At 41.5% G+C, this 16,147-nt stretch carries 19 protein-coding genes; 9 read left to right on the plus strand and 10 right to left on the minus strand.

The window, feature by feature from the left end; genetic code table 11:
* Window positions 1-214 precede the first annotated feature (214 nt).
* The gene (locus F947_RS11835) at window positions 215-1,348 is read right to left on the minus strand and encodes an AOC03_06830 family ribosome hibernation factor (protein ID WP_004975962.1); all 1,134 of its coding nucleotides are present in this window, start codon (window positions 1,346-1,348) and stop codon (window positions 215-217) included.
* Window positions 1,349-1,755: 407 nt separating this feature from the next.
* On the minus strand, window positions 1,756-3,468 hold the full coding sequence (locus F947_RS11840) for an electron transfer flavoprotein-ubiquinone oxidoreductase (protein ID WP_004975965.1): 1,713 nt from the start codon (window positions 3,466-3,468) through the stop codon (window positions 1,756-1,758).
* A 195-nt stretch (window positions 3,469-3,663) separates the two neighbouring features.
* On the opposite strand from F947_RS11840, the gene F947_RS11845 reads away from it, so the two are divergent.
* From F947_RS11845 to F947_RS11865, 5 genes are all read left to right on the plus strand, one after another.
* On the plus strand, window positions 3,664-4,275 hold the full coding sequence (locus F947_RS11845) for a DUF1285 domain-containing protein (RefSeq protein ID WP_004975967.1): 612 nt from the start codon (window positions 3,664-3,666) through the stop codon (window positions 4,273-4,275).
* 46 nt (window positions 4,276-4,321) lie between these two features.
* Window positions 4,322-5,197: a glutamate racemase gene (gene murI / locus F947_RS11850; RefSeq protein ID WP_004975969.1), complete on the plus strand. Its 876-nt coding sequence runs from the start codon at window positions 4,322-4,324 to the stop codon at window positions 5,195-5,197.
* Window positions 5,198-5,283: 86 nt separating this feature from the next.
* Window positions 5,284-6,312 (plus strand): DUF4062 domain-containing protein, encoded by a 1,029-nt coding sequence (locus tag F947_RS11855; protein ID WP_004975972.1) that lies wholly within the window; start codon window positions 5,284-5,286, stop codon window positions 6,310-6,312.
* 65 nt (window positions 6,313-6,377) lie between these two features.
* A complete protein-coding gene (hemH, locus tag F947_RS11860) occupies window positions 6,378-7,391 on the plus strand; it encodes a ferrochelatase (protein ID WP_004975980.1) in 1,014 nt (337 codons plus the stop codon).
* A gap of 18 nt (window positions 7,392-7,409) precedes the next feature.
* Window positions 7,410-8,054, plus strand: coding sequence for an MBL fold metallo-hydrolase (locus F947_RS11865; RefSeq protein WP_004975982.1), 645 nt, complete (start codon window positions 7,410-7,412; stop codon window positions 8,052-8,054).
* 50 nt (window positions 8,055-8,104) lie between these two features.
* Here the strand turns inward: F947_RS11865 and F947_RS11870 are convergent, their stop codons facing one another.
* Entirely contained in the window at window positions 8,105-8,284 is a 180-nt protein-coding gene (locus F947_RS11870) for a hypothetical protein (RefSeq protein ID WP_004975984.1), read from the minus strand.
* Window positions 8,285-8,488: 204 nt separating this feature from the next.
* On the minus strand, window positions 8,489-8,662 hold the full coding sequence (locus tag F947_RS11875; RefSeq protein WP_004975985.1) for a DNA gyrase inhibitor YacG: 174 nt from the start codon (window positions 8,660-8,662) through the stop codon (window positions 8,489-8,491).
* Between the two features lie 86 nt (window positions 8,663-8,748).
* On the opposite strand from F947_RS11875, the gene F947_RS11880 reads away from it, so the two are divergent.
* On the plus strand, window positions 8,749-9,441 hold the full coding sequence (locus tag F947_RS11880) for a class I SAM-dependent methyltransferase (protein WP_228619228.1): 693 nt from the start codon (window positions 8,749-8,751) through the stop codon (window positions 9,439-9,441).
* 6 nt (window positions 9,442-9,447) lie between these two features.
* Entirely contained in the window at window positions 9,448-10,650 is a 1,203-nt protein-coding gene (locus F947_RS11885) for a TIGR03862 family flavoprotein (protein WP_004975990.1), read from the plus strand.
* 6 nt (window positions 10,651-10,656) lie between these two features.
* Here the strand turns inward: F947_RS11885 and F947_RS11890 are convergent, their stop codons facing one another.
* Both F947_RS11890 and F947_RS11895 read right to left on the minus strand, forming a co-directional pair.
* Window positions 10,657-11,211: a hypothetical protein gene (locus tag F947_RS11890; protein WP_004975991.1), complete on the minus strand. Its 555-nt coding sequence runs from the start codon at window positions 11,209-11,211 to the stop codon at window positions 10,657-10,659.
* A gap of 14 nt (window positions 11,212-11,225) precedes the next feature.
* Complete coding sequence (locus F947_RS11895) at window positions 11,226-12,002, minus strand: class I SAM-dependent methyltransferase (protein ID WP_004975994.1); 777 nt, start codon at window positions 12,000-12,002, stop codon at window positions 11,226-11,228.
* A gap of 120 nt (window positions 12,003-12,122) precedes the next feature.
* Between F947_RS11895 and F947_RS11900 the strand changes: the two genes are divergently transcribed.
* Window positions 12,123-13,391 carry a hypothetical protein gene (locus F947_RS11900; RefSeq protein ID WP_004975998.1) on the plus strand — a complete coding sequence of 423 codons (1,269 nt, stop codon included), beginning with the start codon at window positions 12,123-12,125 and terminating at the stop codon, window positions 13,389-13,391.
* Between the two features lie 118 nt (window positions 13,392-13,509).
* Window positions 13,510-13,710, plus strand: coding sequence for a hypothetical protein (locus F947_RS11905; protein ID WP_004976000.1), 201 nt, complete (start codon window positions 13,510-13,512; stop codon window positions 13,708-13,710).
* 66 nt (window positions 13,711-13,776) lie between these two features.
* Here F947_RS11905 and F947_RS11910 read toward each other — a convergent pair whose 3' ends face one another.
* From F947_RS11910 to F947_RS11925, 4 genes are all read right to left on the minus strand, one after another.
* Window positions 13,777-14,292, minus strand: a complete 516-nt coding sequence (locus F947_RS11910; RefSeq protein WP_004976003.1) for a hypothetical protein — start codon at window positions 14,290-14,292, stop codon at window positions 13,777-13,779.
* Between the two features lie 359 nt (window positions 14,293-14,651).
* Window positions 14,652-15,041, minus strand: a complete 390-nt coding sequence (locus tag F947_RS11915) for a hypothetical protein (protein WP_004976007.1) — start codon at window positions 15,039-15,041, stop codon at window positions 14,652-14,654.
* A gap of 91 nt (window positions 15,042-15,132) precedes the next feature.
* A complete protein-coding gene (locus F947_RS11920; protein WP_004976009.1) occupies window positions 15,133-15,537 on the minus strand; it encodes a hypothetical protein in 405 nt (134 codons plus the stop codon).
* A complete protein-coding gene (locus tag F947_RS11925) occupies window positions 15,534-16,133 on the minus strand; it encodes a DUF6036 family nucleotidyltransferase (protein WP_004976011.1) in 600 nt (199 codons plus the stop codon). Before F947_RS11925 ends, F947_RS11920 begins: the two co-directional genes overlap by 4 nt.
* Window positions 16,134-16,147: the final 14 nt, after the last annotated feature.

The following is a 16,147-nucleotide window of genomic DNA, read 5'->3' on the forward strand; positions in this document are numbered from 1 at the left end:
ATTTGAATTATGAATATAGCGGGCGATCACATAGCGACAGTCATCGGGTACAGTTGGCGGTAACGACTCGATTCTAATTGATCGTTTTATTCATGAGAAAGTCATGAAAAAGCGTAGATTTGCGTATGAATGAGAAGTTTGAATCTTGATTGAAACAGCCATGTAGATAAATCTGCATGGCTGTTTTTTAGATCACAGTCAAATGGACTGAGTTTTAGACCGCATAGCGACTCATTAAAGTCAGTGGTGCTTTGGACTGTAAATAATCGGCAGGAATAAATACGATATTGGCAGCGTGTTGCTGTGCTGCATCAATAATATGGTTGATCACATCGTCTGTGGCTTGTGCGCTGTCAGGTGCGTGCGCTTGATTTAGATAAATTCGTTGCTGGTCGGTATCGACCCAACCTGTCTGCATGTAGCCTTGTTGAACATATAAAGTATCGACATTATTTTGCAACACTGCCTGATAAATTTGCTGCAGATCGGTCACAACACGGTCACTGGCATAGAGTTCATCCAGTTGCTGCGCATGTTGCTGATGCAATTGTTGTTGATGGCTTTTTAGCTCGGTCTGAATACTGTCAATAATGTGTTGTGCGCTGCCTTGTTCTAGCTGAGTGACGTTATCTACACTGAAAATAATGGCATTGGGTTGGTCGCAAATAGATTCATAAAAACTGATATTGCGTCGATCACCCACAATGACCAAGCCCAATGGCTCACTGGCACGTACAGTTTGCACATTTTTATCGACACGGTTTAAAAACTCTTTGAGTAAACGGTCTTCATTGGCGGCTGTGGCACGTTCTGCACCGCTGGTGCTATATAAGTTATCATTTTGAACAGGAAATGCACCATGTGGCAGTCGTTCATTCAAGTCGCTGTCATCTACAGAAAACTCATGGATTACACGATCATTGGAGGCCTTAATCAGACGTCCAACTTCACGACTGATCACTACCACATAGTATTGCACTGCATAAGATAGCTCACGAATAAAATCACGCACTGAAAATTGTTGATCAATCACAATACGTTCTTGGGTAGGGAATGGCAGACGCAGTACTTGTGCACTGTCGGCTGTGGCAAAAATAGCCAGACTGTCTAAATGGTAGTTGGGATTCAAATCTTTGGTTTGATGATGAATCTGTTCTAAAATTTGTGCCACCAGACGTTTGTCATAGTCTGCCAACAGGCGTTCTTCGAGTTGTTTAAGTTGGTTTTTAAGAGCAATCACATCTTGCTGATTGTCTGGAAAGGTACGATGTGTGGGTAGAAATAAGCTGACTGCAGGTTGTGCCTGCACATTTTTAAGTTGGTTGAGGGTGTCTGTTAAATTAAGCATGTTGGAATTCCTCTTCTAATGAAAATAAGAAGAACAACCAAATGCTTGAGCAAGATAAAACTCAAAGTACTGCTTTATACTCCACTCAAGTCAGTTTTAGTCAGCATCTACAACATTTTGCTACCGTGCTAAGTGCTGCATAAAATGCCGAATAGCATTGTATAAAAGCTGACAAAACAACATTTTCGGTTGTTCAAGTCTGAAAAAAACGAAATAAAAAACTAAAAATAGAAAAGATAAAAAATAAGCAAAACAGCATAACAAGGAAAGTTATTCAATCGCCTGCTTTTGAATAGAGAAATACCTGAAAAATGTAAGGGATTATGAGACCTTGGTAATTTTGTAAACTGTGTATAAAAAAGCAGTGCCGAGGCACTGCTTTTGGGTTTCTCAATTGCGATTCGCAATTACATATTCGGGTAATTCGGACCACCGCCACCTTCAGGTGTTACCCAAGTGATGTTCTGTGATGGGTCTTTAATGTCACAAGTCTTACAGTGAACACAGTTGGCTGCGTTAATCTGGAAGCGTTTTGAACCATCATCATTTTCCATGATTTCATAAACACCCGCAGGGCAGTAGCGCTGTGCAGGCTCATCCCATTTAGGTAAGTTTACGTTCACTGGAATAGAGGTATCTGTCAACTTTAAGTGTGCTGGCTGATTTTCTTCATGTACGGTATTCGATACGAACACTGAAGATAAACGGTCAAAAGTCAGCTTGCCATCTGGTTTTGGATAGTTCGGTTTAAAGCTGGTTGCATCTACAGTTTTGAGTGCGCTGAAATCAGGCACTAAATCATGCAAAGTAAATGGTACTTTAAACACGTTCTGGTCGATAAAGTTAAACGCACCACCCATCCATTGACCAAACTTATGCATTGCAGGGCCAAAGTTACGTGCGCTATAAAGTTCTTCTTTCAGCCAGCTGTTGTTGAATTTTTCAGTGTAAGCCGTTAGCTCTTTCACAAAGAAATCTTCGCCTTCAGTTACGCGAGCAATCGCCAAGTCACCGCCTTTTGCGACACCTGCAGCAATCGCTTCAAATACTGCTTCACCGCAAAGCATGCCAGACTTCATGGCGGTATGAGAGCCTTTGATTTTGGCAAAGTTTAAGAAGCCTGCATCATCACCAATTAAAGAACCACCTGGGAAGGTGAATTTTGGCAATGAGTTAAAGCCACCTTTGGTCACAGCACGTGCACCATAAGAAATACGCTTGCCGCCTTCTAGATACTGTTTAATTAGAGGGTGAGTTTTCCAGCGCTGCATTTCCATAAATGGATACATGTGTGGGTTGGTATACGACAAGTCCACAATCATACCCAAAGTCACTTGGTTGTTTTCTGCGTGGTATAACCACCAACCACCTGAAGAACCTGTTTCACTTAATGGCCAGCCTGCACCGTGCATGACTAAACCTGGTTTGTGTTTTGCAGGGTCAATTTCCCAAAGTTCTTTAATACCAATCCCGTAGTGTTGCGGATCGGCATCTTTATCCAAATTGAATTGCTGGATTAAACGCTTACCTAAATGACCACGACAGCCTTCTGCGAAAATGGTGTATTTGGCATGTAGTTCATAACCCGGTGTGAAGTTATGCGTTGGCTCGCCATCTTTACCAATGCCCATGTCACCAGTTTGGATGCCTTTAACCGTACCATCGGCATGGTAAAGAATTTCAGATGCCGCAAAGCCAGGGAAAATAGAAACTTCTAATTCTTCGGCTTTTTGACCTAACCAACGCACCACGTTGCCTAACGAGATCACGTAGTTACCATCGTTATGCATGGTTTTAGGCACCATCCAATGCGGTGCTTGCTGAGCTTTTTCAGGTGACATCAAGAAGAAAGTTTTATCTTCAGTCACAGGCACATTTAAAGGCGCACCTTCTTCTTTCCAGTTAGGAAATAACTCGTTGATGGCGCGAGGCTCAAGAATTGCACCCGAAAGGATATGCGCACCAACTTCAGAGCCTTTTTCGACCACACAAACGGACAGATCATTTAAATTGTTTTCAATTGCAAGTTGACGAATTTTGATCGCAGCAGAAAGACCCGCAGGGCCTGCGCCTACGATGACTACGTCAAACTCCATCGATTCACGTTCGATGTGTTCCATGTAGGACTCCTCATATAATTGAAGGTGGCAACCGCATCAAGCAACGGTGCTGCCATGAGTATTTTTAGTTGCCAGACACAAATTTAATCGTGTCTTTTACAGTATGGGTAAGTATTGTGAGCTAGTATAGTTTTAAACCGAGTCTTAGCCAATTGGCTGAATCGTATTATTTTTCCGTCAGTAAGGTACTGCAGCATGAAGCATGACGATAATTCAATCAAACCGACAGAAAATGTAGCTACGGCTGATAATAAAAATTTAATGCACATTGCACAATATATAAAAACTGGACAGTCAGGTCACAAAAGATCAATCCCTCCTTTGGAGCAATGGCATCCAAAGCATTGTGGAGCAATGGATTTGCTGGTCAAAGCCAATGGAGAATGGTGGCACGAAGGTCAATTGATCAAACGTCAGGCATTGGTTGATCTGTTTTCTAGTGTGTTATGGAAAGAGCAGGGCAAGTTTTATTTAAAAACCCCAGTGGAACAAATTGAAATCCAGGTAGAAGATGAGCCTTTGTTCATCAATCAGGTTGATGTGGTCGAAATCGGACAGCAAAATTATATTCAACTTATCACTACACATCAGGATATTGTGATTGTTGATGCCGAGCATCCTATTTTTATGCGTGAATATGCAGGTGAGCTGCGTCCTTATGTGCATGTGCGTTTTGGTATTAATGCCCTGATTCAGCGTGCGGCTTTTTTACATTTGGTGGAATTGGGCGAGCTGAGTGAAAATGCGCAGGGCGAAACGATTTTATCGTTGAAAAGTGGTGATTTGCACTTGCATTTAAGCAGCTGAGGTTTAAGCTTTATTCATCCCATTTTGTATTGCTGAATCTCTTGCTATGACAGCCATTCATCCTGTTTCTCCCTTAAATCAAGCCATGCCAAAAGCACAAGCCAGTGCGCCAATTGGTATTTTTGATTCGGGCATAGGAGGCTTGTCAGTTGCCATTGAAATTGCAGAATATTTGCCCAATGAGCGCATCCTTTATTATGCCGATACTGCACATGTGCCGTATGGCCCACGTGATGATCAAAATATTCGAGAACTCACTGCAGCTGCAATCGAATGGTTATATCGACAAGGTTGTAAAGTTGCGGTCGTGGCGTGTAATACTGCTTCTGCTTTTAGTCTAGATTATCTGCGCGATCATTACGGCGAAGATTTTCCCATTATTGGTTTAGTGCCTGCTTTAAAGCCTGCCGTATTAAATAGCCAAAGCAAAACTGTGGCTGTACTTGCGACGCCTGCGACTTTTCGCGGACAACTTATTAAAGATGTGATGCAGCGTTTTGCGATTCCTGCTCAAGTGCAAGTCTTGAATGTCACCAATCTAGATTTAGTGCCTTTTGTTGAGCAAGGGGCGCAAATGAGTGAGGCATGTTTAAGTTCCTTACAGCAGAGTTTGCAACCTGTGGTCGATCAGGGCGCGGACTATTTGGTGCTCGGTTGTACCCATTATCCTTTCCTAAAACCTGCGATTGAGTCCATTTTTGGTCAGAAACTGACATTAATTGACTCAGGAATTGCCGTTGCGCGTCAAACTTCCCGCATTTTAATTAAAAATGAGTTATTATTTGAACAAAGTTTGGCAGATACTTTACAAATTGCGTGTTATGTCAGCGGGAACAATGCAGAACAATTAAAGCCCGTGTTGCAGCATCTTATTCCAGGCAATATTTCTTGGAGTATCGCAAATGTGAGTACTGTGGACTGACTTTAAGATAACTTTTTTATGATTGGGGAAAGGCATTACAAGTAGACGGTGACCGACTTGTAATGGCAATAGGAGAGGGGAAACCAATGCTCGATAAGCGCTATCAGGTCTTTATCTCGACGTCTGGGGCAGATATGCAGCCAGAACGAGTGATCTTGGCACAAACATTGGTGGGAATGGGTTTTTTTTCGTGGGGTTTAGAACAACGTACCTCACTCAGCACTGCATTTGCACGCCGTCAAATTGATGATTGTGATTATGTGGTGATTCTATTGGGCAGCCAGTACGGTGAGCAATCGGTGTCGGGCGTGGGGTATATGCATTTAGAGTATATTTATGCAGTCACCAAGCAAAAGCCGATCATTGTATTTATGCACGAAGACCCAGATTCACGTGATTCATCTTTACATGATGAAAAACCTGAATTGCGTGAAAAATTCAAAGAGTTCCGTAAATTATTACAACAAGAAGTCGATCAGGTGTTTAGCTACCGCACTCTGCGTGATTTAGAGCTTGCTGTCCGCTTTAATATGTCGCAAATGCTAGAACGTTATCCGACTTCTGGTTGGGTGCGCCCGCAAAATACACAAGCTTTGCATGATGAAATTGAACGTTTAAAAAGTAAGTTACGTCAGCTGGAAACCGATGTGGGACAGCGCGAAGCAGACCCGTTTCTAAGCGTATCTAAAGTGTCGATGAATGAATCATATCGTTTTGAATATCGCATGCATGCCTATCAGGATGGTAACTTTAGAGAGCTGAAAGTTGAGCGAAGTTTAAGTTGGGCGCAGTTGTTGGCAATTTTAGGCAATACTTTTATTCATCCAACCCCTGAAGAATATTTTTCGAAACGCATGAATGAATATTTGAATGAAACTGGTTTGGAGGATGCACGTCGGATCATGCCACGTGCGCATGCAGTTGCACGTGCCCAAATCAATATTCGGGCCTTGCATCAGATTAAAATGCAAATGCGTCAAAATGACTGGATTGTGCAGGCGGGGCGTGATGATCGTCAGCGGATGTTGTGGCAAACCACGGCAAAAGCGCAAAAACTTTTAGAGAGCAATTTGCTAGATACCGATCGGGTTTATTCATTTAAAACACCGTATTAATCTCTCAATACAGAGTGAAAAAACTGTTAAAGTAGTCGGGCTCAATCATCAGACACGAGGGCTGGATGTTGTCTACAGCAAAACCCAAAGTAACCGTTCTTTTAGCCAATTTAGGTACGCCTGATGAACCGACTGCAGCAGCGGTTCGCCGTTTTTTAAAGCAGTTTTTATCCGATCAACGGGTGATTGAAATTCCAAAACCGATTTGGCAAATCATTTTGAACTTATTCATTTTGCCATTTCGTCCTAAGCGTGTTGCACATGCTTATGCCATGGTCTGGCAGCAAGATTCACCGATGCGGGAAATTTTGTTGCAACAGGTTGATGCTTTAAAACAGCAGTTATTGCCGCTATATCCTGAGTTTGAATTGAATATTCTACCGGTAATGACCTATGGCAATCCGGGTATTCAACAGGCTTTGGCAGCTTTGAGTCAAAATCCTCAAGATCACGTGATTTTGTTCCCTTTATTTCCACAATATTCGGCAACTTCGACTGCACCTTTATATGATGCCGTTGCCAAATGGGTGCCACAGCAGCGTAATTTGCCAGGCTTATCCATCATTCGTGATTATTATCAGCATCCTTTATACATTCAGGCGTTGGCGCAAAGTGTGCGTGAATTTCAAGCCGAGCATGGTGTGGCAGAAAAATTATTGATGTCGTTTCATGGCATTCCACAGCCGTATGCCGATAAGGGTGATCCGTATGCAGAGCGTTGTCGGATCACGGCCAAATTGCTTGCCGATGCTTTAAATTTAAATGATGATCAGTGGGCAATTAGCTTCCAGTCACGTTTTGGCAAACAAGAATGGGTCAAACCCTATACCGATGTCTTACTTGAAGAATGGGGACAGCAGGGCGTGAAGTCGGTGCAAATTATGAGTCCTGCTTTTTCTGCAGATTGTTTGGAAACGCTAGAAGAATTGGCAATTCAAAACGCAGAATTGTTTTTACAAGCAGGTGGCAAAGAATATGCCTATATTCCTGCACTGAATACCCGTGCCGATCATTTGGATTTGCTCAAACATTTACTTCAGGCTAATCTTGAGGCTTTAAAGCTTCAGCTCGCCTGTTAAATTTTGAGGTCTAGACCTATGTTGCAAGTCAAAATTGTTCCTGTAACTGCATTTCAGCAAAACTGTTCAATTGTTTGGGATGCAGAAAGCAAAGAAGCAATTTTGATTGATGCAGGCGGTGAGCCTGAAAAGCTGAAAGCCGAAGTTGAAGCGTTGGGTTTAACGGTGAAAGCTTTGTGGCTCACTCATGGACATTTAGACCATGCGGGGGCTGTTGGTGCGTTGCAACATTACTGGAATGTTCCTGTGATTGGTCCACAGAAAGAAGATGCTTTTTGGTTAGATCAACTGCAAGAAGTGTCTGCACGTTATGGTTTTCCTATCCCTGAACAAGTCACGGTTACACAGTGGTTAGAGGGTGGTGAAGTGCTGCAATTGGGTCAAGAAAGTTTTGAAGTGCGCTATGCCCCAGGACATACCCCAGGTCATGTGATGTTCTATAACGCTAAATATGGCATTTTGTGGACGGGTGATGTGCTGTTTAAGGGTTCTATTGGTCGTACAGATTTTCCACGTGGGAATCATCAACAATTGCTAGATTCAATTCAGCGCGAATGTTTTAGTTTGCCCGATGACACTCAGTTTATTTCGGGGCATGGGCCAATCAGCACCATTGGTTTTGAAAAACAGCATAACCCGTTTGTAGCAGGGCAAGCAGGTTAAAAGCAGTGTGTATTTATGCTTTAAGAAAAAGTCAGCAGTCGCTGACTTTTTTATTTGCGAAAGGGATTATTCAGCATTTGTTTGCTTTCAATTGCAAACAGCATTGTGAAAATTGTCAGTAAGATGCCTATGCACAGCATGAGTAAATCATGCGCGTACAGTCCAAAGCCTAAACTGCTGGTAGAGAGTAAAATACACAGCATTACAATTCCTTTTAACATGATTTCCATGGTGAAATGTTCCTAGGTTATTTTTTGCTTTCTTTATTGTTATGTGCAGTGACGGAGTCACGAATAGTGCAAAGTATAACCTGTGCTAATTCTGCTGAAAGCAATTATAGAACAACTAAATTTTGAATAATTTTTCTAAAAATGTGAAAAATTCCATGAAACTGTGTGTAGTTTTAGGCAATATTTGGCGTGGAAATTTATTGCTTATTCCTCAGAGTTTTCTGCTTGCGGAGCATCTTGGGTGGGTAAACGATACTCGTCATTTGCCCATGCGCCTAAATCAATGAGCTTGCAACGCTCAGAACAAAAAGGACGAAATGGATTGTTTTCCCATTGCGAAGGTTCACCACAACGAGGGCAAGGAAAAGTGCGTGGCATGATCAACTCCAAATGAAAAATACAGGATTGGATTAGGCAAATAGCACCTGACTTGGTAGACTTGTGCCGAATTTTGTAAGTTTGATCTGATTATGCCAATTCGTCAATTTCAAGCCCAGCGTATGCATGCCCCTCGTGATTTTCAAGCCATTGCCAATGAATCGATTTGTGTTGAAATTGGTGCGGGAAAAGGCAGGCATGCTTTATTATTTAGTGGGCAACATCCCGATAAAAAATTAATTGCGATTGAGCGTACCCGCGAAAAATTTGTGGCGATGCAAAAACAGCATCAACTTGAAGGTCGGCGTAACTTACAAATAGTACATGCCGATGCCATTCCGTGGATTGTGCATGCTTTATTTCCTGCTCAAGTTGAGCAATTCTTTATTTTATATCCGAACCCAGAACCGCATAATGCCACCCAGCGTTGGTTGAATATGCCATTTTTTGAGTTTTTATTGTCGCGTTTAAAAGCAGGCGGCAGTATTACTTTGGTAAGTAATATTCCTGAATATATTGCAGAAGCACAGCAACAGCTGATTGAAGTGTGGAAATTGCCATTTATTCAGCAGGATGTTCCAGTAGATTCAGCACGCACTCATTTTGAAATCAAATATTTAGCACGTGGTGAGCGTTGTCAGGAACTGCTGATCACCAAACCTGCGGCTTATACAACCCGTTTTGATGATTTTCAGCCTTTGCAAGGACAGCAGCCGACTTTAACACCTGCTGCAGTTGAGGCGAAAGTTTCTGCAGACTCAAGTGCAACAACTGAGTAAACAGGCATGAAACAGCGCATTGCAATTATAGGAGCAGGGCCAGCAGGGCTAATGGCTGCCGAAGTGCTGAGTCAGTATGCCTATGATGTGCATGTCTATGAGCAGAAACCTTCAGCGGCACGTAAGTTTTTGATGGCAGGTAAAACGGGGCTGAATATTTCACATGCCGAACCGATTGCACAATTTATTCAGCGTTATGATCGGGCGGAATGGTTGGCGCCGTGGATTCAACAATGGGATGCGGCTTGGATTCAAAATTGGATGCAGGGTTTAGGTATTCAGTCTTATGTAGGTTCATCGGGGCGAATTTTTCCACAAGAAATGAAAGCCGCACCTTTGCTACGCGCATGGTTAAAACGTTTGGTTGATGCAGGCGTGCAGTTTCATTATCGGCATCAGGTATGTGATTTAAAGAACAATCAACTCAGTATTCAAAATCTAAGTACAGCGCAAGTTGAACAACAGCAGTTTGCCGCTATTGTGATGGCATGTGGAGCAGTGTCGTGGTCAAAATTAGGTAGTGATGGTGCATGGCAGCGTTGGTTATCTGCCAATGAAATTCAGCCTTTTCAAGCCAGTAATGCAGGGGTGGAATGTCACTGGTCTAACTATATGCAGCCAGTTTTTGGACAACCTTTAAAACGTGTGCAAGCATGGGTGAAAGGCGCTGAAGCGAGCATGGGCGATATTGTGATTAGCCATTATGGTTTGGAAAGTGGCTTAATTTATAAGCAAGGGCGAGCATTGCGACAGTTGCAGCACGCTCAACAACCGCTGCAGTTACAACTCGATTTGCTACCCGATTTAACCGTTGAGCAACTCTACCAAAAGTTGCAACCTTCCAAAAAACAGTCTGTAAGCAATATTTGGCGTAAGGCAGGTTTGGATGCCGTGAAGTCTGCAGTCGTGCGTGAATTGGTGGATAAAGCCCTTTGGCAGCAACCTATGCAATTGGCGCAGCAGATTAAAAATTTAACGGTGCCTTTAAAGGGTTTTCGTCCTATTGAAGAAGCAATTAGCTGTGCGGGCGGAGTCAAACGTGAGGTTTTATCTGCACAATTGCAGTTAAATTCCAATCCACACGTTTTTCTCTGTGGTGAAATGCTGGATTGGGATGCGCCAACGGGCGGCTATTTGCTGACAGCCTGTTTTGCTACAGGACGCGCTGCCGCTGAAGGAGTGCATCAGTATTTACAGCAGCGTCCGTAAAACACGTTATTCATCAAGTTGTGGATATTGCCCACGCCAATGTTCTAGTTGTTGCTGCGCCTGTAGCAAGTCTGCTAAGCCTTGCTGACGTTGTTCTTTACTGACAGGATAAGGTGCAGAAGTTGTATTTTGAGTTGCTAGATATTGCGCTTGCTGTTCCCAATAATGACTCATTAGGCCTTGAATATAACGCCCTTGCGGTGTCTTTAAATCCAGTTCTTTGAGCATACTCAAGGCAGATTGAATGTTGTCCTGCAGGCGATTTTGTGCAAATGCAGCATCGAGTTGTTGGCTTTCATGCAAGCGTTCTAACTCATCTTCCAAATCATTGCTCATTTGGTCATGGCGTTGTTCATAATCCATCAGCAATTGAATATCATGCGGGTCATCCGCAGTCATTTCAAAGGGTTGAATAGCGGCTTGCTCGACCTGACTTTGCATGATTTGATCTTCAGGGCTGAGTTTGTCGGCATGTTCTACCTTGCTGCGCTCACAAGCGCTGAGGGCGAACGCCAAACAAATTGTTAAGGGAGCAATCGCGTGTTTAAAGGTTATTTGCATTTATTTGCTCCCTCTCATTCAACTTTTTGATAGACATACAAATGTGTGCAATAGGGAAATTCAATTTCATCTTGCACATGCTTATTCGTATATTCTAATACTAATTGTTCAAATTGTGTTTTGAGTTGTTGTTGCTGTTCAGTTGGCATCGCAGCAATGAAACTGGTCGAAAGCAAACGCTTAGATACCACTTGTTCGACTGTACCAACATGCGTGTGATGAAATTGCTGCTCGTGAGTGAGTTGAAATAAATCTGTATCGGTAAATACCTGACGCCAGTCTTGATTGTGAAAACGCGGTGTATCGCCCTCAAAAGGCAAAATCATCTGTGCCAGTGCATTGACCCAATTGACCGAAATATCACGTTGATTCCAAATTAACAGCAAATAACCTTTAGGTTTTAAGATTCGGTGAATTTCCTTTAAACTTTGCAGATTGGCAAACCAATGAAAAGATTGCGCACAGCTCACCAAATCTGCACATTGATCGTGCAGTGGTAATTGCTCACTTCGTGCCTGAATTGTCGCAACTTGCGGGTAAAGTTGTTCTAATTCGGCTAACATGCTGGCAATCGGATCTACCGCTATAAGCTGAGTTGTCAGTTTGAGCAAATGTGGTAGGAACTTTCCTGTGCCAGAACCCAAGTCTACAATATTGCTATTAAGTGGAACTTGGAGCTGATCTTGCAGGAAAATATCGACTTCTTGCGGGTAACTGGGGCGAACTTGTTGATATAGGTTTGCCCCTAAAGCAAAACCTTGTTGTGCGGCAGGATGTAGAGATTGTGTCATATTTTGCGATTTTTAATCTGCTGTGCATCTATAAAATAACATATTCACTTTTGAACTTGCGTACAGTGTATTCAAGTTTAAAGTAATGGTTTAATTCAGCGCCTTGGCGCCGGTGTGGGAATGGACAAACACATAATTTTTGAAGACGGACATATCCGCGCTATTTTCATGAAAGGCTCATCTCAGGAGCTGATTTTTTCTTTTGGCGATTTAATTACACGGGCCAAAGGAACGTCTATTAATGCCGAAAAATCACTGGAAAAGTTTCATTTTAATGTGATTGGGGTCATGCCCAAGGAAAAATCATGGTTTCCTGAAGCCTCTATGCGCGCCATGTTGGCAGCCATTCAAGACCTGATTGCCCCATTTAAAATTCGTGTGGGCTATGGCGGCTCAATGGGTGGCTATGCGGCAATTAAATATTCCAATTTGCTGGATTTAAACCGCATTGTGGCTTTGGTGCCGCAATATTCAATTGACCCTGAAGATATTCATGACCCACGCTATAACATGTTTTATCATGCAGACTTAAATGCCAATATGCGCATTCAAGCGCAAGATGTATCGGCACAGCGTGAATATATTGTGGTCTATGACCAATATTATGCTGAAGATCGTGGGCATTATTTAAAAATTCAGCCTTTAATTCCGCATTTACATACCTTACATTTGCCATTTACAGGGCATGATGCAATTGCGATTTTAGCCAACTCTGAATTACTGAATGACTTTTTAACCCATCCTTTTGATGCGCCGTTCTTTTACCAAAAAATTCGCAAGGTGAAAAAGAACAGCAAGTTTTACTATCGTAAAGTGATTGAAAATGTCTTGCCGAATCATCGTTGGTCTTTAGGTCGTATTTTAAAATACAATAACTTACAGCTAGACAGTAACTTTTTTGATGCCAAGTTAAAACAAAACCTGATTCGCTCTTTGCTTAGTAATAAACAGGTCGATCAGCACGATTTAAACAAACTTGGCTTACAAATTCAGTTGCCGTATGAAAATCGTAATGTCTTGCTCGACCATTTTGGTCATGGTTTGGTATTTAACATCATCAGCCAAAAAATTGAGAGCTATGCCGCACATGCGATTGCTTTGAACCATAAATTCCTGATTCCGATTTATGCAAAGTGCAGTGGTTTGGTGCAAATTTATCTGAATGATGAACGCTATTTAATTAGTATGAATGATCGTCATGTCATGAAACTATGCAAGGAACAAGATGCGCTTGCTGCAGGCATGCACCCATTAATATTGAAAAAATATAGCGACTATTTTGTGTTGAGCTATAAAGATTTGAACCTGAGCAGTGATGAGTTTGGCGGCAATGACTTTGTGGAAGATTTGCCAGATACTGCCAAATTTACCCTAGAACTGGAACAGTAAGCTGCAAAGTTTGATCCATTATTTAGATGGTTTAAACTTTAGACACTTGTATTGTTTTGCCATTGGGCTAAGATGATCTTAAAACATGGTTTTGTTGATCATTCCAAGGGTAGTATGTATGACCAAGTTGTTGATGCCTGCTGTGCTTGTTTTGCTGTCCAGTTTCATTTTATCTGCGACTTTGTTTGCAGATGCGCCTGAGCCGAAGGCTTATCTATTTTTTGCTTTAGGTTTGTTGGTATTGTTGGTATTAGGCGCTTATGTATTCCGACAAATTCAAAAATCGATACGCTATCACATGAATAAGCCTGCAGATTAAATGCAGGCTTTTTTATTTGCACTGAGTTGTTTTTATAATTTTGAGCAAACCAATAAATCAAAAAAATTATAGCTTAATCACTTTAATTTCTTCTTCAGTATCTGTACTTGGTGCAGCCTGAGTCTGTGCTTCTTGAGTAGGTGCGGCAATGGTGGCTGCAGGGGCGATATTCTGCGAAGGCGCGCTTAATGGTGCTTGATAGATAGGCACGGCATGATCACTTTGTCCTGTAATCACTTCTTTGGTTTTCTGAATTTTAGTATTTACATTGTTGGCAAGTTGCTGCCCAGTATGTTTGGCTTGAGCCGCACCCTGACTGCCCAATTGTTTGGCGTTGTCTAAAGCTTGATGTGCCGATGGGCGAATTTTTTCAATACCTTTTTCGGTTACTTCACCGACTTTTTGTGCTGCCTGAATCACACCTTCCTGAGTTTTATATGCCCAAACATGTAAGAGGTTTGGATTGTCTGCATAAGGCTGAATTGGTTTATTACTTTGAGTTTGTGCAGCACTACTTTGTGCCCACACCGAAGCACTACTGAACAATAGTCCAATACAAATGCTGATATTGATCTTTTTCATTGTGCTGTGCCTCTTAGGATGCCGAATACTGGTCGTTGAAAGGTTTTGAATGGAATGTACTGCATTGTATAAAGCCTAGATGATCTGCAGTGTTTATTTTTCGCAAGTATGATGTATTTTTAGGTGAAATTTACAGTGTTTGAAACTTTAAAATATTTGAAATTATGGCAGCATTTCAGGCTTAAAGAAGAAGACCCACATAAAATTGTGGGTCTTGTTACTCTGGAGAGTTTTTAAAGCAGGGCAGCAATGGCTACACTGCTTTTATCATCTTAGTTTGAAATATCAAGCGATGCTGTATTTATATTGAAAGTCCAACAATCTTGCTACATCAAGATACATTCAAAGCTGTTTTTAGCTTAGTTGCATTGTGCAAGCGCATCTTTATGAAAATGGTTGCGTAAGGTGATGAAGTTCTTTTGCACAGTTGCATCATGCAAGTCAAAGTGAGTTGCTATGCTAGTCCCATCTTGTGCAAATGTTGCAGAACCAGCTGAAATTAATGCATTGCCTTTAAATGCCCATTGTTCAATAGAACGACCTGCTTGCAGTGTGCCTGTAAATTCGATCACGCATTTATCAATAAATTTTGTGAGTTTGGCGCTGTTATTGACAGTGTCTGGGTAAACTTCAATATTTTTCACTTCTTGTAAAACACCTGCTGTGAGCTGTGGAATGACAGGTGCAGAAGTACACGCACTAAGAGAAAGGCAAGTTAAACCCGATAAAATGAGTGTTTTAAGTTTCATAAGCTTGTTTTCTTGTTGAGTGTTGTTAGGTTGAGTATAGGGAATCTGAAGTGAAATGCCTAGTTACTCGGCTCTAATAAAAAGTATGCGTTTAAAATGGAAACGCTGAATGAGCATTTTGATAGTGTCGAGTTTGTAAGCTCAATAATTGAGGTTTTAAGTGATTCAGGTCTTCATTTAACCCTATTTTTCTTGCTAAAGGATCAACTTGATTGAATATAGGTGAATCTGTTAAAGGCTGTTCTAAGCTTAAATGATGGGCGAATGTTTTTAATTGCAGACGACGCGTAACAGAAGCACAAGAATATCTTCTAAACTTTTCAAGTAAAAAAAGAAGTCGGCGCTTTTCGGTCAAACCGAGTTTATTTACTGTGGTCGGGAGCAAGTCTGAGTAGAGTAATGATTCAACAATGGGTTTAACCTCTTCAAATTTGGCAGAGTTTAAAGGTTGTGTAACTAAATCATTTAATGCTTGTTCAAATTTTTGCTGATTCATCTCACATCCTTCAAGCTGGACAATACAGATGTCATATAGCGTATGTTCGAGTCTAATTGCTCTGGGATTGCGTAATAATCCTTAGCATTATTCGCTGATTTTTTAAACTGATCAAGTGTGAATTTGTGCTTTAGATATAAAGTTTTTATATCTTCAATATCTTGGTCGGAGAGTCGGGCAAGTTTAGAAGTTGCCAAATCTACGCCTGAAACCAGATAAACTTCAACAATACTGCTTGTATGTAGAGGGATTACTCGATCAATATAATCTGGATCAATTGAAGCTAAGGCGGTATTAAAACTTCGATCAAATTCTAAATTTGTTTCAAGATGATTATGGTCGATGTACTCCACATCATTATTTTCAAGAAATAATAAAATGTCTTGTTTTTTTAATTGTTGAATTGCCTGAATCTCGGCATCAATGTCGTTACTGCCTCGGGCATTGGTGTGTAAATGAAAAGCACATCCACCAAAAATATAGGCTTTAATTGCACCGTTTGGCAAGTTGTGATGATAGAGGGAAATCCATTCCTCAAGCTCTCGAAAGAGCTTGAGGATGGCTAAAGCAATGGGTGAATTGCTATAAATTTGCATATTGGTTTCGCATA

Origin of the sequence: Acinetobacter towneri DSM 14962 = CIP 107472 (assembly GCF_000368785.1) — a bacterium.
Classification (GTDB): domain Bacteria; phylum Pseudomonadota; class Gammaproteobacteria; order Pseudomonadales; family Moraxellaceae; genus Acinetobacter; species Acinetobacter towneri.

Coding starts and splice junctions, on each gene's coding strand:
- F947_RS11835 (WP_004975962.1), bottom strand. CDS start 1,348: ATGCTTAATTTAACAGACACCCTCAACCAACTTAAAAATGTGCAGGCA.
- F947_RS11840 (WP_004975965.1), bottom strand. CDS start 3,468: ATGGAACACATCGAACGTGAATCGATGGAGTTTGACGTAGTCATCGTA.
- F947_RS11845 (WP_004975967.1), top strand. CDS start 3,664: ATGAAGCATGACGATAATTCAATCAAACCGACAGAAAATGTAGCTACG.
- murI (WP_004975969.1), top strand. CDS start 4,322: ATGACAGCCATTCATCCTGTTTCTCCCTTAAATCAAGCCATGCCAAAA.
- F947_RS11855 (WP_004975972.1), top strand. CDS start 5,284: ATGCTCGATAAGCGCTATCAGGTCTTTATCTCGACGTCTGGGGCAGAT.
- hemH (WP_004975980.1), top strand. CDS start 6,378: ATGTTGTCTACAGCAAAACCCAAAGTAACCGTTCTTTTAGCCAATTTA.
- F947_RS11865 (WP_004975982.1), top strand. CDS start 7,410: ATGTTGCAAGTCAAAATTGTTCCTGTAACTGCATTTCAGCAAAACTGT.
- F947_RS11870 (WP_004975984.1), bottom strand. CDS start 8,284: ATGGAAATCATGTTAAAAGGAATTGTAATGCTGTGTATTTTACTCTCT.
- F947_RS11875 (WP_004975985.1), bottom strand. CDS start 8,662: ATGCCACGCACTTTTCCTTGCCCTCGTTGTGGTGAACCTTCGCAATGG.
- F947_RS11885 (WP_004975990.1), top strand. CDS start 9,448: ATGAAACAGCGCATTGCAATTATAGGAGCAGGGCCAGCAGGGCTAATG.
- F947_RS11890 (WP_004975991.1), bottom strand. CDS start 11,211: ATGCAAATAACCTTTAAACACGCGATTGCTCCCTTAACAATTTGTTTG.
- F947_RS11895 (WP_004975994.1), bottom strand. CDS start 12,002: ATGACACAATCTCTACATCCTGCCGCACAACAAGGTTTTGCTTTAGGG.
- F947_RS11900 (WP_004975998.1), top strand. CDS start 12,123: ATGGACAAACACATAATTTTTGAAGACGGACATATCCGCGCTATTTTC.
- F947_RS11905 (WP_004976000.1), top strand. CDS start 13,510: ATGACCAAGTTGTTGATGCCTGCTGTGCTTGTTTTGCTGTCCAGTTTC.
- F947_RS11910 (WP_004976003.1), bottom strand. CDS start 14,292: ATGAAAAAGATCAATATCAGCATTTGTATTGGACTATTGTTCAGTAGT.
- F947_RS11915 (WP_004976007.1), bottom strand. CDS start 15,041: ATGAAACTTAAAACACTCATTTTATCGGGTTTAACTTGCCTTTCTCTT.
- F947_RS11920 (WP_004976009.1), bottom strand. CDS start 15,537: ATGAATCAGCAAAAATTTGAACAAGCATTAAATGATTTAGTTACACAA.
- F947_RS11925 (WP_004976011.1), bottom strand. CDS start 16,133: ATGCAAATTTATAGCAATTCACCCATTGCTTTAGCCATCCTCAAGCTC.